The sequence below is a fragment of the Halobacillus sp. K22 genome (assembly GCF_052246795.1).
GTDB lineage: Bacteria > Bacillota > Bacilli > Bacillales > Halobacillaceae > Halobacillus.
The window spans coordinates 57,459-79,257 of sequence record NZ_JBQQCN010000018.1 but is presented as its reverse complement, the minus strand read 5'-3'; the positions used below and the strand labels follow the sequence as shown (position 1 = coordinate 79,257).

The following is a 21,799-nucleotide window of genomic DNA, read 5'->3' as shown; positions in this document are numbered from 1 at the left end:
CCGTCCTGATTTATTCATTTAAAATTGTTTCATATTCTTTGGATCGGCCGATTTCGCTGCGGCGCCTTCAGCTCTGTAGATTTCTTCCATTGCCTTCTGCTCATCAACGACAGGAACAAGGCGTGTCTGCTGCTTGCGCTTTTGTTCAAAATAAACGGACAGGACAATCAATCCAGCTGGTAATAACAGCCATAACCACAACATCAAATCCCGCCTTTCTTGGATCTATACGATCCTATGTATTGTATTCCCTTCTGCTCAAAATTTATCCCTCCTTTTCATGGAAAATATGCCATTTATGTAAAATGAAACTTTTGAAACGTGCAAATCGTACGTAAGGAAAGGAAGTGATCAGCTATGATGAAGCTTATGTTTATCATGGGCGCCCTGGTTATCCCGGTTTCATTATTGTTTGACCAGGCAGCTACCGGTTTATTAATGTCCCTGTTCTTCATGCTGGCAGCGGCTTATTTCAGCAAACCAAGATTTAATCGTTCGAAAGAAGACTAAATCTTCATTAGAGGGATTTTTTCATGGAGGTCGATAAAATGAAGAGGAATTACGTTATCACGTCCGTTATGATCGGACTGGCCGTGTTCGTCATCAGCTGGCTTGTTTTAGCAGCCTTAGGCTCGCCTGCTCCTTATCTGGGAGGCTTAGTCGTCGCTTTTATTATCTTTGAAATCAGCTTTTACCATTTATTTGCGAGAAATAGGGAGGGAAATAATTGATCTCTCTAACGGGTGTTCCATCACGTTTTAACTGTAATCTGAAGTTTATAGAGCTTAATCAAAAGAAGGGGAAGGATAAAAGATGAGTTATAAACCACAAGGATACTCTTCCGTGTCTCCTTATTTAATGACGGATGATGCCCATGCCCTTATCCACTTTTTAAAAGAAGCTTTTGCTGGAAAAGAACTTCGACGCTATGAACGTGACGATGGATCCATCATGCATGCAGAGGTAAAGCTTGACGATTCAGTTATCATGATCGGCCAGTCTGCTGAAGGATGGCCGGGCTATAAAGCTCACATCCACCTGTATGTCCCTGACTCCTTAGCAACTTACAGACAGGCACTTGAAGCGGGCGGACAATCTGTGCAAGAGCCTGGAAATAAAGAAGATGACCCTGATCGCCGCGGTGGTGTCTCAGACCCGGCCGGGAATACGTGGTGGATTTCTACCCAAATGTCGGAATAAACAGGACTGTTTTTTATATCTGAACATAGATCGGAAACTACCTCAAACGCAATGCCTAGCTGAGGTATTGCGTTGCGTTTTTAGTTTATATGTAATATATAAATTGCATTATGGAATATATATGTTACTATGATGGCGGAAGGGATCGATCAATATGGAAAACAAGGTAAAGGTATCACGTGTAGGTGTTCACCTCACCCAGCAGCAGTTAGCTGAGAAGGTCGGCGTGACACGGCAGACGATCAGTTTAATCGAGAAAGGAAAGTATAATCCAACGTTAAAGCTATGTCTTGAGATTTGTTATGCGGTTAATAAGACCCTGGATGAGGTATTTTGGATAGAGAAGGGGAGCGGATCCAATGGAAAGAATTAAAGATGAACGGCTGCAGTTGAGAAATTTAAAAAACATTCGAATCGTCTATATCATACAGACATTTGGAATTTTAGCCATCCTTGCCTACGATCTTGTAACGAAAGGTATGGATGGAATGACAGAAAATCCTTTGTGGGCCGTTTTTATGATTTCAGCCGTTGTGAATGCATATCTAATGATGAATATTAGTGTAGATCATGAAAAGCAAAAATCACCACAAAAGGGCCTGTACATATCTTTAGCTGTCGTTAGTATTATAGCTATTACAAGCGGAGTATTGGTGGCATTAATCGGAACGAATGGAATAGGGAGCGGCTTCTTAATCGGAGGCATTATTTTTGTCTGTTCTCTGGTCCCAGTGATCTATATTTACGTATTAAGAAAGAGAAAGATAGACGAAGCAGATGAAGAGGAGCTATCCAGCTAAGTTCCACATTGGAAAGGACAGAAGTTCTGATCGTTCAGAACTTCTGTCCTTTTTTGATATTCGGGTTGATAAAAAGGAACTTTAAGTGTAATATTACACTAATATCGTTGAGGGGATGATGTGTATGTACTTAATTCCACTTGTTCTTTTTCTATTTCCGATGCTTGCTTTCGTGCTGGGTGTTCTAGGGCGTGCTTTTTTCCAGAAGCTATATGTTGCGCCTGTAATTGTATTTAGTCTTTCCCTGTCAGCCCAATTTCTTTATTTAGATCATTGCTTTTTTACAAGAACGTTGATCTATACAGCTCTCGCTTTCTCAGGAGGAATAATCGCCCATGTTCTCCTCCGGAAATTTCAGCCCAGCCGCCAAGTGAAAAAAATAGCGGGGATCATTCTTCTAAGTACTGTCTTTATTCCTGTGCTGATTTTTGCTGGATCGAGACCTGTAAATGCCGTGCTTATGGAGAAGAAAGTGGAGAATCACCTGCAGGAAAAAGGATACTCATCCAGGGACATTGAATCGATTGAAACCTATCATAATGGAAAACGTAATACCAGTCGCACAAAGCCTACGATTGCGGAGGTTGTTTTTATAGATGATTCCGCTCATACATACCGTTATATTGAGTTAAAAAAAGAAAACAAAATCGTTCAGATGTGTGAATATGAGAGGAGGCCGAACTTCTTTACAAATGAGTACACAAAAGAGCGGCCGTATATGTTGAGAAGCTGTTATGAATAAGGTGGCAGAGTTCGGAGAAGTAGCTCAAAGTAAATGTCGAAGCTTCCTTAATTCTGCCTCAGGCCGAAAATAAGATCCGTAGTATCATTCTTTAAATTCTCATTAGGAGGGCCTTTATCAAATTTTCAGCTTATTTTTTAATAGTAATCGGTGGTCTTTCCACAGCATTCGGTTTATTTCCGGTTATTTTTCTATACCCCTATAAATTCAGTTCAACTTCAAATTATTTAACTTTTGTTCTTTTTCAAACAGAGGATAGATGGTTTTGGCAAATAGGAATTTTAGTATTGATTATAGGAATGATTTTATTCTATAAAAACAAAGCATAAAATAGCGCTTTTTTTACTAGCCGACTAAGAGAAGCGGTTATAACCGACTTAGAAACGGGAAAAAGACATACCGGTAAATGGCAAAATCGTTCTCTAACCGTGAGTGAAGATTATACCTGGGTTTACAGGTTCAGACCACTCTGGGCTTCGCCCCAATTGGATGAGTAAGGGTTCTCAGCGAATAATTGTATTTTGTCATTTTGTATAATAAAATAGGAGCAGGTACTAATAACAAATCCCAATTTTAGAAATCACCTCAAGGAGGGCATGGAATGAATTTATCATTAGAAGGACGCACCTATGTCGTTATGGGCGTAGCCAACAGACGAAGTATTGCATGGGGCATTGCTCGCTCTTTACATGAAGCAGGCGCGAGACTTATTTTTACTTATGCATCGGAACGTTTTGAGAAATCCGTTCGTGACCTGGCAGCCACGCTCGAAGGGGAAAACAATTCCCTATTTTATGAGTGCGATGTAACCAATGATGAAGCCATCATTCAAACGTTTGAAAATATTCAAAATGATGTGGGCGTCATTCATGGACTGGCTCACTGCATCGCCTTTGCCAACCGCGATGAGTTAAAAGATGAGTTCCTGAACACAAGCCGTGACGGATTCTTAACGGCTCATAATATCAGTTCTTATTCTCTTACCGCAGTGGCACGTGCCTCTAAGCCGCTTATGTCAGAGGGCGGAAGCATTATCACAATGACGTATCTCGGCGGCGAGCAAGTTGTCCAGAACTACAATGTGATGGGCGTTGCTAAAGCAAGCCTTGATGCAAGCATGAAGTATCTTGCCAATGATTTAGGCAAGCACAATATCCGTGTGAACGCGATTTCCGCAGGTCCAATCCGCACGCTTTCTGCGAAAGGTGTAGGCGACTTTAACCAGATTCTTCAGGAAATTGAAGAGCGTGCGCCGCTGCGCCGTCCAGTTACGCAGGAAGAAGTCGGCGATACGGCTTATTATCTAATGAGTGATCTTTCACGCGGAGTAACAGGAGAAGTTATTCATGTGGACTCCGGCTTTAATATTATCGGATACTAATATAGAAATCCCCAGGCTCTTATTAAAGAGCGTGGGGATTTTTTTATATCCACTCATCAAATAATGGTTTTCCGATACTGCGTGTTTATGTGTATTCTTTTTTAATTGAAGCTCTGTTAAACTTCCGTGTTGATTTAAAGTAAAGCTCCCATTACTTGAAGACTCAGTTTCGAGATAAACGGGGACCGTTACTATATTTGGAAGAGGGCTGGTGGGGAAATCACTCGCTTTCCTATGGGGGAACGCTGGCTTCCTCGCTCGCTTCACTCCCTGCGGGATCTCACCTAGTCCCTTCTCCCATGGGAGTCTCCTCATTTCCCCACCAACCCGACGAAATCTAGTGAACGGACCCTGCTATAGGAAAAGAATCTTCCTCGAATGCTTCTATAGCAGGGTTTCTACAACATAGATGATCCTTGTTCATTGGAAGGCGTTTACGCAGAAAATTCCGAGCTCTCAATGATCGCAAAGGGGCGGAAGGGAACGGCGAAGACTCCTGCGGGATGAACATGATCGGTGAGATCCCGGAAGGCGAAGCCTGAGGAAGCTCACCACATGCCCGCGGAAAGCGAGTCGTTCCCTGGAGCCCCTATCTCTACAAAATATCTCTAAACTGAGTCTTCAACTAACCGGTCCTATTGTGTAATCAGCCTCTTATGAATAATCAACAATAAACTTTAACAGAGCCTTAATTGAAATAATTCAATTGATCAATGAATATAATGGTTATTGTATCAGCACCTGCCCCATAGGCTGGCACTTTACGGAAGATCAGCCTAATGCTCCAGTTGTTTTTTCTAAAAAGATTGTAATAAAGCGAGAATTAATGTCGAACTTGGGCGATTGTGAACATGCTGTCCCACTCAAGCATATACATAGAACGATGAACCTATATAAAAAGGAGAGATCCGGAATGGCTGAAAACACGGAAAACAAACGAATGGCAAAGCAACCGATGCTTTATATTGCTCAACCTAATTTCAAACCTGCAGAAGTATCTATGCAGACCAGCTTTCGTACTCAGCGGAGCAATCCTGCTCCAGCTCCTGCTGAACAGCCCGCCAAGTCAGAAGCACAATCAACCTCTCTTCACGAAAAAGAATTGAGGCTGAGAAACCAGAATAAAACGCCGAATGCTGCCAGTCCATCAAAAGCAAAAGAGGATGCACCTGCCGAGGAGGCAGAGAATAAGGAGCAGTCTGAATCTTCACGAGACAGGAGACTTCGTTTTCATGAACTATCGCTTGAGGAAAAGGTGAACTACTTCTTCACGCTATCGCCGCACGTGCCAAAAATGAAGTGTGAGGTCACGGCAAATGATGATAATAAGTACAGGGGCTACATTACGGACTACAAAGAAGGAATTGTGCACATGAAGATTTTTCAGCGGCCTTTTCAACAAGAAGTTCCGTTTAAGGACATTACCGATATTCGATTAATCGGATTCTAAGAAAAAAACCGCGCTTCCTCAGCGCGGTTTTTGTACGATCATTATAGTGCTGCTGTTGCAGGCAGGCAAGTCACGTGGCAGAAGCAGTTAAGATCTACCGTAATACAGATGCCGGAAGCGCGCAGGTTTCTGCAGCTTTGGTCAGCTGGAGATTTCGGATCAAATCCATGATGATGATGGTACCCATCAGAAGATTCGTCTGCTCCTCCTACATTGTTGTGATGATGATTATCAGCGAACAATAACTCAACCACCGCACATCCGTCATGATCTACGGATTTAACACGGAAGAAGAAGCTTCCTCTAATCTCGCAGTCATCTCCACTTCTTTTCGAACCGTATCCTTTAAAAGGTTTGCAGCCATCTTTACAGTAAAGAATAACCGGAACCGTATCGAATCCAGAACCTCCGCCGGTATCCCCTAATAGATCAGCGATGGATTGCTCACAGCTCGTCATGCATTCGTGGATGACATCATTTTGAGCATCAACGATATCTTTAAGGATATCAATGACGCAAGAGCCACTATCATGTTTTTTACCACAGCTCATATTTATTTTCCCCTTTCCATACGAATTGACGTATTGTCTTTACTAGAATATGTTTTGACCCTTTGACGGTGTGGGCATTTGTCATATTTCCTGAATTCTGTATCTTTTTTCTCAAATATGGGCATTAGACCATACTCCATAGAGACAAACGCATAGAGTAACAGTGAATTCGAATAAGGAGATGAATAGCATGTCTGAGAAGAAAAGGGTCATTCGCGTGAAAGACCTTGTAATTGAAGCTGAAAATGTATTTATTGAACCTCAGCGTAAAGAACACCATGACCGGAAAGATCATCACGACCGTAACGACCGTGTAGATCCATTTTTCGGAGGTCGCCGTAGAAAAGATGAGGTAGCTGGTGAATCAAAAGATCGCCACGATGAATCTTCCAGCAGCCGGGGCGGATTTTCCTGGATTTAATTGAATAGATCATCAGCCACTACAGAGCAGCGTAGTGGCTTTTTCTTTATGGAGTTTTAGAATGTCTTCACTGGTTGGGGATGTTCATAAGTATTCCTGTAGTAGTGAAATTGCTTGTAGAGATAAGGAAGTTCGTTGAATAAATTAATACAGAGATTTTCCAATACCATGTTATGGGAGGCTGAGAAATGGAGAGTATTACATGGATCGAGTTATTACTGCTGGGGCTTGCAAGCTTCCGGCTGACACGGCTGATAGTCGATGATTTCATTATGGAATGGATGAGAAAACCTTTTTTTCATACACAAGTGGTCGAGGTGGAAAATGGGGAGAAGGAAGAATGGGAAGTACCGAATGGCTGGATCGGAGAGGGCCTGAGCTGTCACTGGTGTGTTGGTGTATGGTCGGCGCTTATTAATTTCCTACTATATTATTATATGCCTTATGGTTATTTTCTCGTGCTGATCCTGGCCATTGCTGGTTTACAATCGCTTCTCTACAAATGGAGTGAAAAGCTCTCATGAGTGAGAAAAAAGATAAAACAATCTTTGAAGTTTTAAAGGAGATTAATGTAGAAACTTCGAAAAATTTTGGAATTATAAAACAGCCTGAAAAGAAGTTCCAGGGCTGGGATAAGGACATTCAAGCTTGGGACCGTCGCTTTTCCAAACGGATGACCGATATGGAACGCTTTTTGAATAAGCAGATGGGAAAAGTCGAACGTTTTTTTGAATAAAAGATGGGTGTACGGTATACCGGAGAAGAAAAAAGGGTATGGGTCTACAGATGAGGAGGATTCATGATGGGATATATATTGCCGATTAACCATTATCAATATAAGGATTATCACGATCGTACGATCCAAACCGAACGCTCACCCTTTATGCTGGAACAAATTTTTAAAGCTACGCTTGATAACAGATTGAAAGAGCAGAAGCAGTCGCGAGAGGAAGATCGGCTCGAATATCAGGAAATGAGCCGCAAGCTTTTTACTTCAAAAGAGATGCATGCAGAGAAGAACCCGCGCCAACAAGCCGAGCCAGCTCATGAAAAAGTATATTCCGATGTAACAGGAAAAGGGAAACACTTTAGCGAAAGTATTTAGAAAAGCTAAAGGAGTTGATCACGTGTCTTTTCATCCCATCGATGAAAACTGCTATTACTATAGCGGTTCTGTTAATATCGGATACATCCATAAGGGAACAGACGGCCTGCTGATAGATGCCGGCCTTGATCGTTCCTCCATAAAGAAGGTGCTCAAGGAGCTGAACGAACGCGAGCTTCCATTGACGCACCTTTTTATTACGCATGCCCATGCCGATCATTACGGTGGAGCAGCTTATATTCAGCAAAATTACGATGTCTATACGCTCGCACCTGTCTTTGAAGAAGCCGTGCTGAAGTATCCGGGTCTTGAGCCTCTGTATTTATTCGGAGGCAATGATCCGCTAGAAGAGCTGCAGAACAAATTTCTGCAGGGTCCCGCGATTACGATTGATGAAGTGATCGAGGAGGGGGCGTTTCAGGCTGGAGCCATTGAAGGAATGACGTATCTTCTCCCAGGACACAGCTATCATCAGCTTGCCCTTCGTGTGCACGGAATTCTCTTTGCAGCTGACAGTTATTTTGGAGTAGATACCTTACATAAGCATAAGATACCTTACAATACCGATGCTGACCGCACGCTCAAGAGTCTGAACCGGTTGCTTACCATCTCGTGCGACGGCTACGTGCCCGGCCACGGAGAGCTGGAGCAGGATGCATCGGCTACCATTCAAACGAATATCGATTATCACGAAGATATCCTGGATACGATGGAAGACTTTATTCAGGCATATGAAAAAGGGATCAGCCATGAAGAACTCGTTGCCGCCATGTGTGAACACTATGGGGTAAAAGCTCCTCAGCTGTCCCAGTGGTTATTGTACCGCACGGCCGTAACGGCTTATGCTACGGCTTTAGTGAAGCAGGGGAGGGCGGTCCATAAAATTCAGAACCATCGCTTCATCTTTACTGCATTAGAAGCCGATCAAAAATAATTGCGGCTCGCCTTCTTTATATTCAGCGTAGAGCACATCCGCCGGTGAATTAAAATTTTGAGATTGAATCTGGCGCTTCAGCCAGGCTTCATTCTGGCCGATTTCCTCGAGACTGTCCCAGATCACTTCACCATCGCTGATCAGCGTTCGTGGAAGCGGAACAGTTTCAGGAGGCAGATTCATATCCCCTTTGGTTACGTTTTGGTACTGAGAAGACTTTAACACCGATACGGTGCCGTCCGTTTCCAAAACTGCATACTGCACTTCCTGTACCGAAAACACGTCCTTCGCGCGCAGCAGGTGCTGCAGCTGATTAATATCCAGCTTGCTTTTCTTTAGCTGCTCGCGGTCGATTTTCCCTTTGTAGATGATCAAGGATGGACGACCTTCCAACAGGCCACGGGTTGATTTATATTTTTCCGTAACAATTTCGGTAATATAGATGAGAACTCCCCACAAAAGCACCGCAAAGCCAATATCAAGGACTCCGACTTCCTTATCATATAAGGCGTTTCCGACAAGCTCTCCCAATACAAGAGCAGCGATAAAGTCAAACGCGGTAATTTGAGTGATTTGTGTTTTTCCCAATACTTTAGTGAGAATAAATAAAGCCAGGAAACCGAATAAAGTTTCCGCGGTAATTTGAAGGTATTCCATATATGATCACAATCCTCGTCGATTCATTATCCTTCATTGTGGTCAAAGAGGAAGGAATCTAAACGAAAAAAACCTGCCAATCCCGAGTGGACTGGCAGGTTTTTTCGATTATAGTGATTTTGTCATCGTGACGTGCGGGATGCCGGCATCCATAAATTCATCAGAAACCGTTTTATAGCCTAACGATTCATAGAATGCTTCCGCATGGGTCTGGGCATTCAGCTTCGAGGCCTGATAGGTATGATCTTTAATGAGGGATTCCATAAAGAGGATCATTTCTTTACCATACTTCTTACCTCGAAAAGGACGCTTTACACAGATGCGTTCAAGCTTTCCGTAGTCGCCGACGAATCGCAGGCGGGCGGCAGCTACAGGTTCATCCTGTTCATAACCGACCAGGTGAACGGCAGTATCATCGTGTTCATCGATCTCTAAATCCTCTGGCACGTTTTGTTCGTCAACAAAGACGGCGCGTCGTACATGAAACGCGTCGTCTTTCTCTTGTGGACTTGCAACTTGTTTGATCTCCAATTCGTTTATCCCTCCCCGAGACGGAAGGTTTCGTACACACTCCAGGCACCGTTCTCCAGCTGATAAAGAAGCTGGAAGCGGCCGATGTTGTCCTGAATATCAAATTTGTTCATGCTTAAGCTTCCGTATACATCGAAAAACTCATCATCCGAAAGCTTCTGAGCAATCGTAATGTGAGGAACGAATTTAAAATCTTTCTTCTCAGGAAGGCTGCCTGTATGAAGCTTATCATTCAGATCGAAAATCTCCTCCGAAGGCTCCACTTTCAAGTAAATGGTATTCGTTACCGGAGAAAACGAACTCACTTTGTAGATCCCGTAGGAAAAAGGCTCCGTGTTTTTCGCAATTTGTTTTAATTCTGGAATGATTTTCTCCTCAATCTCATTTTCTTCCGCATCGAATGGTTCTTTCAGGGTAATATGCGGCGGAATCAAAGCATAGTGCGGGTCATAGCGTTTACGATAAGAATTCGCGACATCTTGTACTTTTTTTGATGGAAATACTGCAATACCGTATCTCATGGAAAATACCCCTCCTGATTCTAAATTCACTTCTTTTTTAGACTTCAAAAATATTTAACAAAGCGCGTTTGAAATCCTTCTGCCACGTCCCCCACGTGTGATCGCCTTCAAGCTCGTGGAACGTGTAACTGCAAGGACGTCCAGTTAAGTAATTGTTCAAGTCACGGTTCGGCTGCAGGAAGTTCTTCCTTGCACCTTCCGTCGTCTCCACATCATACTCCTGATCACCAATGGTGTGGTAAATGGTTAATGAAGAAAGATCCTTCGCAGACTTGATGACTTCAAACACGTGTTCATCCACATAAGGGCTCTGCATAATCACATTGCCAAATACATTCGGAAACTTCACCGCTGTCATGAATGAAACTGTTCCAGCAAGCGAATCTCCGACAAGCGTCCTACCACTGCCCATATGATAACCAGGCAGCTCTTCATCAAGGAACGGAACCACTTCACGGATAAGGAAATTCACATATGCCGATTGTTTCTTTCCGTCCGGATGATACTTATCCTGACGATCATACTTGTCTCGATAATGAATACCAATGAAAATGGTATTCTCAATCTTTCCTTCACCGTGCAGTTCATCACTCAGTGTGGCCGCACGCCCAAGCTGGAAATAATCATTACCATCTTGCATAATACAGAAATGGTACTTATACAAGGGGGAGAAATTTTCTGGGGTGTACACTTTTAGTGTCATTTCTTCATCTAGATAGCTGCTATTAATTGTATATTCAGTCATGGATCCTTTTCTACCCATGCCGACCACCTCCTAACATGCAAATAAGCTCCTATAGGAATTCCCGCTGCCTTCTGTACATAAACGTACCATAACTATTTTATCATATAATGATGTAAAAAGTGGAGAAGACGAAGAAAGCGCTTGATAAATGGGATATTTAGAGGATATTTACATGAGCTTCATAAATAATTAAAATTCTGTTGACACGGATTCGGTTACGTTGTATATTATTAGTTGTCAGACGACATCTTATTACATACGATTCCGTAGCTCAGCTGGGAGAGCGCCACCTTGACAGGGTGGAGGTCGTTGGTTCGAGCCCAATCGGAATCATCCATACAAAGTGCGAAGGCGTTATGATCCGTATCCAGAGCGGGTTGTAGCGTCTTTTTCTGTTTTATAACTTTTCACATACAATAGAAAGACCCGTTCAATACTAAAGCGGTTTTACAAATAAACGAACACAAACTACCAAAGAGGTTCTTCCTCCATAGATAACTCAAGTGTAAAAGGGAACATGGCTATAACAATTAACTGTGGAACGAGGAAAATACCGAGGGACAGCGAGACTGACAAATCCAGGATTATAAGCAGAGGTAATAGTAATAGAGGGCTCATGCTATATAGAGAAGTTTTCTTCATACTAGCTTGAGTCTGGTATTGTTTTTCACCGCAGAATTCACATGCCACACCTCTTTGAAATTTGAAACCCATTTTCATGCAAGTGGTCCATGACCATTCGTTCCTACAATTACTACATTTAGGCATATGTAAAACTCCTTTAAAACTATAGTATTAGTGTATATACGGTTAACTGAAAAGAAGGTTTCACTATGTATTGTCTGGACGATTAACTTTATGGCTACCAGCTGCATCCTTTGAAATTGGTTGGTTACCAGTAGCAATAAGTGCGAAGAGATTAGGATCCATATCCAGAGCAGGGATAGGGTTTTTTTGTTATAGACGATTTGCAAAATCCTTAGGACTACACGGAGATTAGCATATAAAATAAACCATCTATAAAAAAACTTTTTGAAAATAGTATTTATGATTTGGATGGTGAAATTGAGAATGTTAGACTTAATTTATCTTTGAACCTTTCACAATGCATTGGGCATGCCCGCTGCGAAAGATTATTCAAAGGTGTGGCCTCACCTTCAATTAAAGGGTGGGGTTTTTTCTTTTAAAACTTAGATAAAGTAAGTATTATTAAGAAAGGCACTGGTCATTTAGAGCCAGTGCCTTTTTCTGTTATGTTATAGGTATCTCTATGTCTCTTTCTTACAACATAATTCATTGAGCCCAGGTCCTTTTTTCTCATTCTTCCACTTATTCTTAGATTGTTTGTCTTATGCCGAAAAAACTCTCGTGCTCCGTTGTAGGTGGTGTACCAGCGTTTACCGATTAGTTTAAAACCTCCATATTCTTTATCGGAGAGCTTTATTGGGCGGAAACACGTACCAAACACCTCATCTTCCCATTCAACGATCCCTAATGTTTCACGGTCATCCGTCCACATGTTACATAATTTTTTCAACATTACTCCCCCCGAAACTAACTTATTTCACCAAAAACCAGTCTTTAATGTGACACCTTTTTGATTTCGATAGTTAAATTGATGTACCAATGTACCACTCCTTGCTTTGTTAGTATTAACTACCTATACTTCCATAATTTTCGACAAATTTCCACAATTGAAAAATATCTTTAAACAGAAAAAAAAGAAAAAAACTCTTAACCTTTAAAATAGTGCATTATGTCAGATGAGACTGAGTGTACTGAGTTATGAAGGATTAAGTATAGAACATGCGACATACGCTTTAGGCGAGGTTGGTTTGTGATAGATAAAAGGGAGCAGCATTAGCTGCTCCCTTTTATCTATGAGTGTGTACTTTTACATATTTCTTATTAACCCTTCCTACTTCTGACCCTGTAAGGTTTAACACTTTTTTCTTGTATATTAATAGATGAATGGAATGAATCTTTTAGTCGAATTTTCGTACTCTTTGAATGCTTTCCCGTACTTTTTTCTTAAATACTCATCATGCTTTGGGATATTTATGAACACGAAAAAAACGAATAAAATAACAGGTATGATAATCGACCAAGCATTTCTCGTCATCAGCGCAAATCCTGTTACCCATACAAAATCCCCGAAATAATTTATATGAATAGAGTATTTAAATAGGCCTCCTGTATATAAAGCGCCTTTATTATCAACGTTTTTCTTCCATTGGTTTCTCAATAACTCTGAGACCGTATTAATGGCTGAACCAGAAATAAAAAGAAAAGTAGCAATAAAGTCAATATAATCAAGTGGTTTTTCAACTACGCCTCCCAGCATCGAAAAACCAATATAATAAAGAGCGAAAGCAAACGGGATGTTAACTGCTTCTCCCCATGTAATTCCACGTTTCAATAAATAAAATATCATAAAGTTCATTCTGAGAAAGATGACAAGACTAAATGCAAATAAGAAAATCCTGCGATAATAATCACCGATCGGCCATCCGAAAATAGAGTTTCCACCTAGAAAAAGGAACCAAAACGAAAATCCAAGAAAGACACATTGCATGACAAAAATAAAGATTCTTTGAGCCCATGATTTATTTTTACTTCCATACATAATACCCTTCCCTTTCAGCGGAGATTTCTATTATTAGTCTAAAAACATAAGGGCTCATTTTTTCCTTAAGTTCCTTTTCTTGAACTAAGATTGAAGTTATAAAAAACTGCAGAGCATTGTATGATAAAAGAAAACTAAAACAGTTAAAAGTCTCCCTTAAGATTACCGAACTTAAGGGAGGCTTTGTTTTATTCCTTACTTATTAGTCTGCCGTCACAGAACACTTAAAAAGTGCTACAACCCTAGAATCCTATTGTACTTTGTCTCTTTTAGCAAAATAATAGATAATCGCAACTAACTCAAGCGTTATAAAAAATCCATGTAAAGGGATTGTTTTCGGAAGATCATATACAGCAAAGAAATCTACAAACATAAAGTTAGCAATTAAAGGAGCTACATGAGCTAAAAGACCAATTACATCCCATTTCCAGGGGTTTTTATCATAGGAACCGATGACTAACGTAAGGCCTATCACAAACATTAATCCATATGCTTGAAATAACCCCACATCAAGAAATGGTTCCTCATATAGAAATCCTCCTGGTCCTTTTCCTGTGTAAAGGCCGTACGTTGTAGAAATAATCATAAATACAGTAAGGAATATTAAAAAAATACCATGAAAGCGTAGCACACCTCGATTAAATTTTAATGCACTCATTGTACTCCACTCCTCATCTATATATTTACTACATGAAGTTTTAAATCTAACCGTTTTCAGGCACCATAAGGACAAGGATCTTGATATTCTAAATTCTCTTGAAGGACGTTCAATTGGAATGCTAATAACACCTTTATTTATGCTTGTTCTTTTTGATATCCGTAAACGGTTTTATGCCAGGTAAAGTGTAGAATGAGCAGACTGCATGTGATGAATGCGGCTAGCAGCCACGTATATAGGGAGACAGGCTCATTCAAATAAAATCCTTCCACCAGCTTTAACAGCCAATAAAACGGATCGAACAAAGCTATGGTGTGCATTACCCCGCCCACAAATATGCCGAGTGCAGGAAGTGCAATAAACAATAGGAATGTCACCGGCTTAATGATTGCAAGCGCTTGTGATTCGTTTTTCGCATAATAGGCCATAAACATACCCGTGATGAGAGACAAGGTGACTCCCAGGGCCAGCACCCATACGCTTTCCCAAAGAGTTAAAGGGGCACCCAAAATCCAGGCGCACAAGATAAAATCGGAAATAACAATTACTGCGCTTATAATGAGCTTACCTGCCAGCATGAAAAACCGAGGTACAGGTTCTGTACGTTGCAAGTCAATTGTTTTATTTTCTTGTTCTTCGATAAGCTTAAATAAAAGAATCATTCCTCCTGCTGAAAAGACACCATAAAGAGTAAAAGCAAAAATGGTCGAGAATAAACGTTCACGTTCTATAGGAGAGACGATGTCCGTTTCTCCCTCAAGGATGGAACGGGCTTTTTGTACTTCTTCCTCAGTTTCCCTGCCATCTGTCATAAGTTCTCCATCTGGAAGGACGCCAATAGCTGTATCTACATCACTCACTCTTTGCTTCATATCTTCCATTGAGGCAACGGAAGTGACTTGCACACCCTCCGCATTTATATTCTCCAGGTTTTCCTGTTCAAGTACGACGAACTTAGGCAGGGTTGAATAAGATTCAGAAATACCTGTTGTACCTAAAGAGATCAAGATGGGAAAAGCAAATACAAGCAAGATAAACAAGTGCCGGATTGAAAGTGCTGTTTCTCTTTTAAGATTTGTGAAAAACATAATCTATTTCCCCCCTTATAATCGGAACCCTTTTTTATAGGTAACCTGGTAAAATAACGCGATAAAGAATACATAAACAATGATGGCGAAAAGGCTAAGTGCTAAAAGGGAAACCTTCGCGTAGTCACCGCGGACCGGATATAATAAGTTGTAAAACCCCTTAATTATATAGTTAAACGGATTGCCTGGGATCTCAGGAATATTCCACGCAGGTAAAATAAGACGCATTAACGTGGCAAACAACAGTCCTGTCACTACACTCCCTGCAACCATGACGGTATTTTGTTTCTTCACAAGCATCGTAAAGAAAACACCGGCACTGATCATTAAAATAGTGGTGAGCAACGTAAAAATAGTGAATTTAAGAACGACTATAGGTTCACCCAAACGCGTAGCCATAATCCCAATGCTTAACACGATCATAATTAACAGCAAGAGAAGATGCTTCCCCGTAAAGTATTGGACGATCGTGTGGCTTGTACGCATCACGTGTATCATTCCTGTCTCCATATCTTCGGCAATCTGCATGGCAGCGAGCCAGAAGATAATATCGACCATAATGGACAAAATGAGAATGGCAATCTTCCCGCCCCAGGCCTCCATCCAGCTAGCTTCATTGAATATGAGCACCAATACATTGTAAGTGATTATGATAAAGCCGATATACCCAAACAGAACAGCTGTCAGATTGTTTCTCCATAGTTTAAGAAATTCAAATTGAAGCATGTTATTCGCCTCCTTTTAGCCCTCGACCTACCACTTTAATGAAGATTTCCTCTAGTGTAGCTTCCTGAGAGTGAATGCTGCTCCAGTCATCCTCTTCAAGCAAATTTATTAATGCTTTTACGTCTGTTTCCCGGTTAAACACTCTTTCTTTTCCATCCTTTTTGACGATTACATTCTTTTTCCCGTAGCGGTTTTTATAGGATGGGGGTGTATCCGTTTCGATGATTTTTCCATTATTGAAAAAAGCGATACGATCACAAAGCTCTTCTGCTTCGTGCATATCGTGAGTCGTCAAAAACATCGTGGTTCCTCGTTTATTCATTTCTTTTAAAATACCGCGAATATGAGAAGCAATCTCAGGGTCCATGCCTGAGGTAGGTTCATCCAGGAATAGCAGCTTCGGCTCTGTCACCATCGCTCTTGCCAACACCAGACGTGTTTTCATTCCTTTAGAATATTCAGCTACTTTTTTGTCCTTCGCGCTGTAGATATCCACTGTCTTCATGATTTTTCCGATATCTTCTTTTGTATAACCGTAAAGTTTGGCGTGGTAATACAAATTTTCAAACCCCGTTAAGGTTGGATACACGACGTCACCTTCAAAAGAAATCCCGATTCTTTTATAAAACTCGTAATCAATGCTGGCTACGTCCCTGCCCATTAAAAATACTGTGTTCCGTTTTGGTACGAGGAGTCTGGTCAATAATTTGATCGTAGTTGATTTACCAGCACCACTTGGACCAAGAAAACCGAAGATTTCTCCTTCTTTCACGTCAAAATTCAGCTGATCCACTGCATTCGACTTACCATCGTAAGAAAACGAGAGATTATTCACTTCTATGGCATTCATAGCTTTCACCCGCTTTTTGTAATTTTTGAAACGAAAGCATTAAAATGTTTCATTTCTTGACTATATGATATACTACTAGTAAATGTTATGCAACGTCTGTTTTCATTTGTTTCAAAACTGTAGGAGGAGAGAAAGAAATATGGACGGATTTCAAAAACGGTCAGAACTAAAGAAAGACAAAATAAAGCAGACCACCATAGAACTGCTAAAAAAATATCCACCAAAAAAAGTAAGTATCAGGGACATTGCTTCAGCAGCAGATGTATCGATGGTAACGATCTACAATTACTTTAAAAATAAAGATGGTCTGCTTCTAGAAATTATTAGAGACCTTGTTGAAGATCAGCTGGACAATTCGAAAAGCATCATTTATGGGGAAGAGTCTTTCTTAGAAAAAGTCCAAAAGCTGATGAATGAGAAGTCGAACGTATTATCAGCATTTCATGAGGAATTTATTACTTATGTAATGAAAGAGGAAGAGATTAAACATTACTTGGAGAACGTGCATATAAAAGAAAGTTCTGTTTTGATCGAAGAGTTTATTCAAATGGGAGTGGAACAAGGGTATATTGATTCCGCCATTCCAACCAGTTTGATCAAGAGTGTAATTGAACTTTATCGGAGAGACCTTCAATCTGACGACGGCATCCTTGCTAATTACCATGATTTTCATCAGTTAAATAACCACTTGATCAACATAATTATATTTGGGATATCAGGAAAAAAATAAGGAGTAAGGGGAGACTGGTAAGATAATAGTTCTCCAGAGGTTACCAGGATACAGGGTGATCCAGCAGATTTAGTACTGTGTATTAAGAAATCGGTGCAATATTCCAACTGTCCTCTGGCTACTGAAGATATATCCAATGAGTAGGTTATTATAAGGTAGCTCTTCCTCTCGGTGGAGCGTATATACAGGCATGAGCCTGTTAAGCAATGCCTCAGCTAACCATTCATTTAATTTCCCATATAATAGCAGAAAGATAAAAAGCGGGGAATGAAGGTATGTCTAAGTCTAATGAGGATAAGAGTAATAACGATTTAGATGATTTCGGAAAACTGTCGTCTTATTTTGTCCCGAATATCGGTCAGCATAAAGATGAGCAGATATTATATGAAATGAAAGGATTAAAGCAAAAAGTTCTTTTTACTTCAGAGGGGGTGATTTTCACAATCTATAATCTCCCACCAGAACACATGCAAAAGACCAATAAAAGGGTAGACTACCTTTCTGGAAAAGAAAAACAAATGAAAGTAACCGGCGTCCGTCTTGATTTTCATTTCATAGGTGCAAACCTGGAAGTCAAACCAGAAGGAAGGCTGCAGGGTAATGGGAAAGTCAATTATTTTAGAGGTCACCAGCCTGATAAATGGCAAAGAAATATTCCCGTTTTTCAAGAGGTTGCCTATCGTGATTTATGGCCTGGGATTGATTTGATTTTTAAAGGTGAGAACGGACAAATTAAATATGAGTTTCTAATTCAGCCGGGGGCAAGGGTAGAGGATATTTGTTTTTCGTATGAAGGGCCAGAAGGGATAGAATTAGATAATAATGGCAATTTATTGATCCATACAGTTCACGGAACTCTGATTGATCAAAAACCTGTAAGTTTTCAAAAAATAAGAGATGACAAGTGCGCGGTGGAAACTAACTTTAACCTTAAGAACGAGGCACCTGGATACGGGATCATTCGTTTTTCTGTAGTAGATGATTATAACAAGACGATACCGCTAACTATCGATCCAGGCTTAGTTTATTCCTCTTATATAGGGGGTTCAAGCTATGATGAAGGGCGTGGCATAGCACTTGATGGCTCTGGAAATATTTATATCACAGGAGTGACAAATTCAGATGATTTTCCAGCCACTGTGGGAGCCTTTGAGTCCACTTATAGTCTTAATGGAGATGTTTTTGTTACAAAGCTTAATCCAGAAGGAACGGATCTTATCTATTCAACGTACTTAGGAGGCTCTGCTTTTGAATTTGGTATGGATATAGCAGCGGATGAAGATGGCAGCGCCTATGTAACTGGAATTACTCGGTCTGATGACTTTCCAGTAACAGGTGGAGCTTATGATCAAACATTTAGTGGATCTTCAGACGGGTTTGTAACTAAACTGGCTCCTGACGGAAACGCTCTTGTTTATTCTACGTATTTAGGAGGTTCCGATGATGATAGTGGAGAAGGTATAGCGGTTGATGCGGAAGGTAACGCTTATGTCACTGGATTTACAGATTCAGATAATTTTCCGGTCACAATGGCTGGGTTTGACCCGGATTATAATGGGGGCGGAGATGCTTTCATTACAAAACTAAATCCGGATGGATCTGAACTTATTTACTCCACATATATAGGAGGCTCTGCTTTTGATGCTGGATTAAGCATTGCGTTAGACCCTGATACAAATGCCTATATCACAGGCTACACAGCATCTGAAAGCTTTCCGACCACAGAAGGAGCATATGACCGGGAATATAATGGGGGAATATTTGATGCATTTGTTGCAAAATTGAACCCAGATGGAACGGAGCTTATTTATTCTACGTATATAGGTGGCTCAGAAGTAGATCAGGCATTAGCGTTAGCGGTGGATGCTAGCGGTCATGCCTATATAACAGGGAATACGAATTCTGAAAATTTCCCCACTACAGCCGGCGCGTATGATACCAATTACAATGGAGGTACAGACCTATTCGCGACAAAACTAAACCCAGATGGAACTGAACTTGTTTATTCCACGTACTTGGGCGGAACTGTGTTTGATGGAGGATATGGTATTGCAGTGGATGCAAGTGGAAATTCATATATAACAGGAGCTACTCAATCTACAGATTTCCCAACTACGGCCAATGCTGTAAGTACGATTCTGAATGGCGATCAAGACGTGTTTGTTACAAAACTAAATTCAACTGGAACTGATATTGTTTATTCCACGTATTTAGGGGGCTCAAGTTTTGAAGGGGGATTATCTATAGTAACGGATAGCAAAGGCCATGCCTTTGTAACAGGTTTTGTCGATTCTGATGATTTCCCTACCACAGCCGGTGCCTACAACACTCTCTATAATGGGAGCGGAGACACCTATGTTACTAAAATCAATACTCTCTCTGCACCTGGCATTATATGTCCTGATGATATAAGGGTAACCAGTGACCCTGGTATTCGAGGGGCAATTGTAAATTTTGACTCCCCAACGGTTATTGAGGATTGTCCGCTTGGATTTTCAGTTACGTGTGATCCTCCATCTGGTACTTTGTTTCCTATAGGGAATACGGTTGTAACTTGCACGGTCACGGATCCTTGTGATCGATTGGAGGAATGTTATTTTACCGTCAACGTCTCGGATAGAGAGAAGAGTAGCTTGCTTTTGGACTTGAAAATCAGTCAAGAAGTTCAGGTCGTTTATGATATGACATTAGAAGTTGAAGCACGTTTGCGCTCGTTTCCCACTCATTCAAATTCCCCTCCATCCTTTCAAATTGAAAACGAGCTTTTGTGCATAAACGCCCAAAAAGTGTATGACTGGGTAGCATACACCAGGGATATACAACGTGAGGTGCCTTTTCTAACAGACTGTGATAACGCTATTAAAGAATGTTTGGATAATGGAGAAAGTATAAGTATTCAGTGTGAAGCTCTCCCTAATTCGAGCCGGTGTTCGGTCTTAGGTGGGGTTCGTGGAATAACTGGTCTTTCTGGAGCTAGCTGGGTGCCTCTGCGATTTACGACAGAGATTCAGGTGCAAGCGTTCTGTGAGAACATTCTGGTTTGTAAATTTGAGTTTCCTATATGTTGGGTGGAAGAACTCGTCCTATGTTATCCGAAAGGGACTTCGATTCTCACGAAAAGGACCGAAGTCCAGTGCATCGTTCAACAGATTTTAACGTGATTATCCTGTAACACTTACGTTTGATCTAACATCCATTCTTTACCCTTTGATTAATAGGCGACTTCTTTGGAACGCTCTATCCTATTAAAACTGTCCCCCCCTGAGCGGGGAGGACAGTTTTTTCATAAAATATAATCAATCACCAAAGATGTTATCGATAGTCATCAGGACATTCATCCCTGTTTCCATCAATTACTTTTCCAGAAAAGTTAACAGACGTTACATTGGCAAATCCATTTGAAGAATAAGTGTAAGCAGATCTTATAGGAATTAACGGAATCTCTGTGGACGTTGTGCTTAAAACAGTAGTACTAGGGATAAGCGAAAATCGACTAATTTGAGCAGTAATGGTGTAAACGTGATCACCTTTTGGAACATTTGTATCGACACATTGAAAGGTTGTGGTAGCTGCGGGCGGGGCTCCTGTTAAAGAAGATAAAGGACGAAGAGCCAGATCAGTGATACGTATGGCGTCGGTAGTAGAGGTCACAATGCTTGGAATCGGTGCTGCGTACAAAAGTGTACTAACATCCATTGCCGTGTAAATCAATTCCTCATCACGATAAACATTAAAGGTTATTGGCACTTCCAGAATATAATTTATACTTGTTGCGTTAGTGGTTAACACTTCGTCGGTGACAGGAAGAATAACTTGAAGAATAGGGGCTCCTCCCAGAGGAGTTATCCATTTGATGGTTGAAATTAATTCTACACGATCCTCTGTACAAATGCGTTTTAAGCTTAAAGGGACTTGCAATCCTTTCTCCGAAGTACCAGATGTTATCGGTACAACTACTGAAGATGGTGTTTCCGCCTTATTATAGTGTTTAAGCAAACCTTCAGAAACATCCTGGTGTTCACTGTTAGAATAGTATCTCATTTATTCACCTCCTTTGCATCGTTAACTCTAAATGAAACTGGG

Annotated in this window: 29 protein-coding genes and 1 tRNA gene; 16 read left to right on the top strand and 14 right to left on the bottom strand. The window is 40.9% G+C overall.

Going from position 1 to position 21,799, the window contains the following annotated elements; genetic code table 11:
- Window positions 1-18: 18 nt before the first annotated feature.
- Window positions 19-204 carry a hypothetical protein gene (locus tag ACTWPM_RS13680; protein ID WP_443133586.1) on the bottom strand — a complete coding sequence of 62 codons (186 nt, stop codon included), beginning with the start codon at window positions 202-204 and terminating at the stop codon, window positions 19-21.
- Window positions 205-357: 153 nt separating this feature from the next.
- On the opposite strand from ACTWPM_RS13680, the gene ACTWPM_RS13675 reads away from it, so the two are divergent.
- The 8 genes from ACTWPM_RS13675 (at window position 358) to ACTWPM_RS13640 (ending at window position 5,573) form a co-directional block, all read left to right on the top strand.
- Entirely contained in the window at window positions 358-510 is a 153-nt protein-coding gene (locus ACTWPM_RS13675) for a hypothetical protein (protein ID WP_443133585.1), read from the top strand.
- Window positions 511-548: 38 nt separating this feature from the next.
- On the top strand, window positions 549-731 hold the full coding sequence (locus ACTWPM_RS13670; protein ID WP_443133584.1) for a hypothetical protein: 183 nt from the start codon (window positions 549-551) through the stop codon (window positions 729-731).
- 82 nt (window positions 732-813) lie between these two features.
- Window positions 814-1,200 (top strand): VOC family protein, encoded by a 387-nt coding sequence (locus ACTWPM_RS13665; protein ID WP_443133583.1) that lies wholly within the window; start codon window positions 814-816, stop codon window positions 1,198-1,200.
- Window positions 1,201-1,354: 154 nt separating this feature from the next.
- Window positions 1,355-1,573 carry a helix-turn-helix transcriptional regulator gene (locus ACTWPM_RS13660; protein ID WP_443133582.1) on the top strand — a complete coding sequence of 73 codons (219 nt, stop codon included), beginning with the start codon at window positions 1,355-1,357 and terminating at the stop codon, window positions 1,571-1,573.
- Window positions 1,560-2,000 (top strand): hypothetical protein, encoded by a 441-nt coding sequence (locus tag ACTWPM_RS13655; protein ID WP_443133581.1) that lies wholly within the window; start codon window positions 1,560-1,562, stop codon window positions 1,998-2,000. Before ACTWPM_RS13660 ends, ACTWPM_RS13655 begins: the two co-directional genes overlap by 14 nt.
- A gap of 124 nt (window positions 2,001-2,124) precedes the next feature.
- Window positions 2,125-2,742, top strand: a complete 618-nt coding sequence (locus ACTWPM_RS13650) for a DUF2651 family protein (RefSeq protein WP_443133580.1) — start codon at window positions 2,125-2,127, stop codon at window positions 2,740-2,742.
- A gap of 601 nt (window positions 2,743-3,343) precedes the next feature.
- Window positions 3,344-4,123, top strand: coding sequence for an enoyl-ACP reductase FabI (fabI, locus tag ACTWPM_RS13645; protein ID WP_443133579.1), 780 nt, complete (start codon window positions 3,344-3,346; stop codon window positions 4,121-4,123).
- 913 nt (window positions 4,124-5,036) lie between these two features.
- Entirely contained in the window at window positions 5,037-5,573 is a 537-nt protein-coding gene (locus ACTWPM_RS13640; protein ID WP_443133578.1) for a CotO family spore coat protein, read from the top strand.
- A gap of 41 nt (window positions 5,574-5,614) precedes the next feature.
- On the opposite strand, the gene ACTWPM_RS13635 is transcribed toward ACTWPM_RS13640, so the two are convergent.
- On the bottom strand, window positions 5,615-6,124 hold the full coding sequence (locus ACTWPM_RS13635; protein ID WP_443133577.1) for a CotY/CotZ family spore coat protein: 510 nt from the start codon (window positions 6,122-6,124) through the stop codon (window positions 5,615-5,617).
- Between the two features lie 190 nt (window positions 6,125-6,314).
- On the opposite strand from ACTWPM_RS13635, the gene ACTWPM_RS13630 reads away from it, so the two are divergent.
- The 5 genes from ACTWPM_RS13630 to ACTWPM_RS13610 all read left to right on the top strand — a co-directional run bounded on the left by ACTWPM_RS13630 (window position 6,315) and on the right by ACTWPM_RS13610 (window position 8,584).
- Window positions 6,315-6,545, top strand: a complete 231-nt coding sequence (locus ACTWPM_RS13630; protein WP_443133576.1) for a hypothetical protein — start codon at window positions 6,315-6,317, stop codon at window positions 6,543-6,545.
- 188 nt (window positions 6,546-6,733) lie between these two features.
- A complete protein-coding gene (locus ACTWPM_RS13625) occupies window positions 6,734-7,069 on the top strand; it encodes a DUF1360 domain-containing protein (protein ID WP_443133575.1) in 336 nt (111 codons plus the stop codon).
- Window positions 7,066-7,281, top strand: coding sequence for a hypothetical protein (locus ACTWPM_RS13620; protein WP_443133574.1), 216 nt, complete (start codon window positions 7,066-7,068; stop codon window positions 7,279-7,281). Before ACTWPM_RS13625 ends, ACTWPM_RS13620 begins: the two co-directional genes overlap by 4 nt.
- A 66-nt stretch (window positions 7,282-7,347) precedes the next feature.
- A complete protein-coding gene (locus ACTWPM_RS13615; protein ID WP_443133573.1) occupies window positions 7,348-7,650 on the top strand; it encodes a hypothetical protein in 303 nt (100 codons plus the stop codon).
- A 22-nt stretch (window positions 7,651-7,672) separates the two neighbouring features.
- Complete coding sequence (locus tag ACTWPM_RS13610) at window positions 7,673-8,584, top strand: MBL fold metallo-hydrolase (RefSeq protein ID WP_443133572.1); 912 nt, start codon at window positions 7,673-7,675, stop codon at window positions 8,582-8,584.
- Here the strand turns inward: ACTWPM_RS13610 and ACTWPM_RS13605 are convergent.
- From ACTWPM_RS13605 to ACTWPM_RS13590, 4 genes are all read right to left on the bottom strand, one after another.
- Window positions 8,564-9,241 (bottom strand): DUF421 domain-containing protein, encoded by a 678-nt coding sequence (locus ACTWPM_RS13605; RefSeq protein ID WP_443133571.1) that lies wholly within the window; start codon window positions 9,239-9,241, stop codon window positions 8,564-8,566. The genes ACTWPM_RS13610 and ACTWPM_RS13605 overlap by 21 nt on opposite strands.
- A gap of 108 nt (window positions 9,242-9,349) precedes the next feature.
- Complete coding sequence (locus ACTWPM_RS13600; protein ID WP_443133570.1) at window positions 9,350-9,772, bottom strand: GNAT family N-acetyltransferase; 423 nt, start codon at window positions 9,770-9,772, stop codon at window positions 9,350-9,352.
- A gap of 5 nt (window positions 9,773-9,777) precedes the next feature.
- Window positions 9,778-10,293 carry a 2'-5' RNA ligase family protein gene (locus ACTWPM_RS13595; protein ID WP_443133569.1) on the bottom strand — a complete coding sequence of 172 codons (516 nt, stop codon included), beginning with the start codon at window positions 10,291-10,293 and terminating at the stop codon, window positions 9,778-9,780.
- A 37-nt stretch (window positions 10,294-10,330) separates the two neighbouring features.
- Window positions 10,331-11,056: an alpha/beta hydrolase gene (locus ACTWPM_RS13590; protein WP_443133568.1), complete on the bottom strand. Its 726-nt coding sequence runs from the start codon at window positions 11,054-11,056 to the stop codon at window positions 10,331-10,333.
- Between the two features lie 242 nt (window positions 11,057-11,298).
- Between ACTWPM_RS13590 and ACTWPM_RS13585 the strand changes: the two genes are divergently transcribed.
- A tRNA-Val gene (locus ACTWPM_RS13585) sits at window positions 11,299-11,371 on the top strand.
- Between the two features lie 135 nt (window positions 11,372-11,506).
- Here the strand turns inward: ACTWPM_RS13585 and ACTWPM_RS13580 are convergent.
- The 7 genes from ACTWPM_RS13580 to ACTWPM_RS13550 form a co-directional block, all read right to left on the bottom strand.
- A complete protein-coding gene (locus ACTWPM_RS13580) occupies window positions 11,507-11,806 on the bottom strand; it encodes a TIGR04104 family putative zinc finger protein (RefSeq protein WP_443133567.1) in 300 nt (99 codons plus the stop codon).
- 457 nt (window positions 11,807-12,263) lie between these two features.
- A complete protein-coding gene (locus ACTWPM_RS13575) occupies window positions 12,264-12,578 on the bottom strand; it encodes a hypothetical protein (RefSeq protein ID WP_443133566.1) in 315 nt (104 codons plus the stop codon).
- 420 nt (window positions 12,579-12,998) lie between these two features.
- Window positions 12,999-13,664 carry a methyltransferase family protein gene (locus tag ACTWPM_RS13570; protein ID WP_443133565.1) on the bottom strand — a complete coding sequence of 222 codons (666 nt, stop codon included), beginning with the start codon at window positions 13,662-13,664 and terminating at the stop codon, window positions 12,999-13,001.
- Between the two features lie 250 nt (window positions 13,665-13,914).
- Complete coding sequence (locus tag ACTWPM_RS13565) at window positions 13,915-14,322, bottom strand: hypothetical protein (protein WP_443133564.1); 408 nt, start codon at window positions 14,320-14,322, stop codon at window positions 13,915-13,917.
- 137 nt (window positions 14,323-14,459) lie between these two features.
- Window positions 14,460-15,410 (bottom strand): ABC transporter permease subunit, encoded by a 951-nt coding sequence (locus tag ACTWPM_RS13560; protein ID WP_443133563.1) that lies wholly within the window; start codon window positions 15,408-15,410, stop codon window positions 14,460-14,462.
- Window positions 15,411-15,425: 15 nt separating this feature from the next.
- A complete protein-coding gene (locus ACTWPM_RS13555) occupies window positions 15,426-16,136 on the bottom strand; it encodes a hypothetical protein (RefSeq protein ID WP_443133562.1) in 711 nt (236 codons plus the stop codon).
- A gap of 1 nt (window position 16,137) precedes the next feature.
- Window positions 16,138-16,986, bottom strand: a complete 849-nt coding sequence (locus ACTWPM_RS13550; protein ID WP_443133561.1) for an ABC transporter ATP-binding protein — start codon at window positions 16,984-16,986, stop codon at window positions 16,138-16,140.
- A gap of 139 nt (window positions 16,987-17,125) precedes the next feature.
- Between ACTWPM_RS13550 and ACTWPM_RS13545 the strand changes: the two genes are divergently transcribed.
- Together ACTWPM_RS13545 and ACTWPM_RS13540 are read left to right on the top strand one after the other, a co-directional pair.
- Window positions 17,126-17,716, top strand: a complete 591-nt coding sequence (locus tag ACTWPM_RS13545) for a TetR/AcrR family transcriptional regulator (protein ID WP_443133560.1) — start codon at window positions 17,126-17,128, stop codon at window positions 17,714-17,716.
- Window positions 17,717-17,991: 275 nt separating this feature from the next.
- Complete coding sequence (locus ACTWPM_RS13540; protein ID WP_443133559.1) at window positions 17,992-20,877, top strand: DUF7948 domain-containing protein; 2,886 nt, start codon at window positions 17,992-17,994, stop codon at window positions 20,875-20,877.
- Between the two features lie 151 nt (window positions 20,878-21,028).
- Here the strand turns inward: ACTWPM_RS13540 and ACTWPM_RS13535 are convergent, their stop codons facing one another.
- Window positions 21,029-21,757 carry a hypothetical protein gene (locus ACTWPM_RS13535; RefSeq protein WP_443133558.1) on the bottom strand — a complete coding sequence of 243 codons (729 nt, stop codon included), beginning with the start codon at window positions 21,755-21,757 and terminating at the stop codon, window positions 21,029-21,031.
- Window positions 21,758-21,799 lie beyond the last annotated feature (42 nt).

Coding starts and splice junctions, on each gene's coding strand:
- ACTWPM_RS13680 (WP_443133586.1), bottom strand. CDS start 204: ATGTTGTGGTTATGGCTGTTATTACCAGCTGGATTGATTGTCCTGTCC.
- ACTWPM_RS13675 (WP_443133585.1), top strand. CDS start 358: ATGATGAAGCTTATGTTTATCATGGGCGCCCTGGTTATCCCGGTTTCA.
- ACTWPM_RS13670 (WP_443133584.1), top strand. CDS start 549: ATGAAGAGGAATTACGTTATCACGTCCGTTATGATCGGACTGGCCGTG.
- ACTWPM_RS13665 (WP_443133583.1), top strand. CDS start 814: ATGAGTTATAAACCACAAGGATACTCTTCCGTGTCTCCTTATTTAATG.
- ACTWPM_RS13660 (WP_443133582.1), top strand. CDS start 1,355: ATGGAAAACAAGGTAAAGGTATCACGTGTAGGTGTTCACCTCACCCAG.
- ACTWPM_RS13655 (WP_443133581.1), top strand. CDS start 1,560: ATGGAAAGAATTAAAGATGAACGGCTGCAGTTGAGAAATTTAAAAAAC.
- ACTWPM_RS13650 (WP_443133580.1), top strand. CDS start 2,125: ATGTACTTAATTCCACTTGTTCTTTTTCTATTTCCGATGCTTGCTTTC.
- fabI (WP_443133579.1), top strand. CDS start 3,344: ATGAATTTATCATTAGAAGGACGCACCTATGTCGTTATGGGCGTAGCC.
- ACTWPM_RS13640 (WP_443133578.1), top strand. CDS start 5,037: ATGGCTGAAAACACGGAAAACAAACGAATGGCAAAGCAACCGATGCTT.
- ACTWPM_RS13635 (WP_443133577.1), bottom strand. CDS start 6,124: ATGAGCTGTGGTAAAAAACATGATAGTGGCTCTTGCGTCATTGATATC.
- ACTWPM_RS13630 (WP_443133576.1), top strand. CDS start 6,315: ATGTCTGAGAAGAAAAGGGTCATTCGCGTGAAAGACCTTGTAATTGAA.
- ACTWPM_RS13625 (WP_443133575.1), top strand. CDS start 6,734: ATGGAGAGTATTACATGGATCGAGTTATTACTGCTGGGGCTTGCAAGC.
- ACTWPM_RS13620 (WP_443133574.1), top strand. CDS start 7,066: ATGAGTGAGAAAAAAGATAAAACAATCTTTGAAGTTTTAAAGGAGATT.
- ACTWPM_RS13615 (WP_443133573.1), top strand. CDS start 7,348: ATGGGATATATATTGCCGATTAACCATTATCAATATAAGGATTATCAC.
- ACTWPM_RS13605 (WP_443133571.1), bottom strand. CDS start 9,241: ATGGAATACCTTCAAATTACCGCGGAAACTTTATTCGGTTTCCTGGCT.
- ACTWPM_RS13595 (WP_443133569.1), bottom strand. CDS start 10,293: ATGAGATACGGTATTGCAGTATTTCCATCAAAAAAAGTACAAGATGTC.
- ACTWPM_RS13590 (WP_443133568.1), bottom strand. CDS start 11,056: ATGGGTAGAAAAGGATCCATGACTGAATATACAATTAATAGCAGCTAT.
- ACTWPM_RS13580 (WP_443133567.1), bottom strand. CDS start 11,806: ATGCCTAAATGTAGTAATTGTAGGAACGAATGGTCATGGACCACTTGC.
- ACTWPM_RS13575 (WP_443133566.1), bottom strand. CDS start 12,578: ATGTTGAAAAAATTATGTAACATGTGGACGGATGACCGTGAAACATTA.
- ACTWPM_RS13570 (WP_443133565.1), bottom strand. CDS start 13,664: ATGTATGGAAGTAAAAATAAATCATGGGCTCAAAGAATCTTTATTTTT.
- ACTWPM_RS13565 (WP_443133564.1), bottom strand. CDS start 14,322: ATGAGTGCATTAAAATTTAATCGAGGTGTGCTACGCTTTCATGGTATT.
- ACTWPM_RS13560 (WP_443133563.1), bottom strand. CDS start 15,410: ATGTTTTTCACAAATCTTAAAAGAGAAACAGCACTTTCAATCCGGCAC.
- ACTWPM_RS13555 (WP_443133562.1), bottom strand. CDS start 16,136: ATGCTTCAATTTGAATTTCTTAAACTATGGAGAAACAATCTGACAGCT.
- ACTWPM_RS13550 (WP_443133561.1), bottom strand. CDS start 16,986: ATGAATGCCATAGAAGTGAATAATCTCTCGTTTTCTTACGATGGTAAG.
- ACTWPM_RS13545 (WP_443133560.1), top strand. CDS start 17,126: ATGGACGGATTTCAAAAACGGTCAGAACTAAAGAAAGACAAAATAAAG.
- ACTWPM_RS13540 (WP_443133559.1), top strand. CDS start 17,992: ATGTCTAAGTCTAATGAGGATAAGAGTAATAACGATTTAGATGATTTC.
- ACTWPM_RS13535 (WP_443133558.1), bottom strand. CDS start 21,757: ATGAGATACTATTCTAACAGTGAACACCAGGATGTTTCTGAAGGTTTG.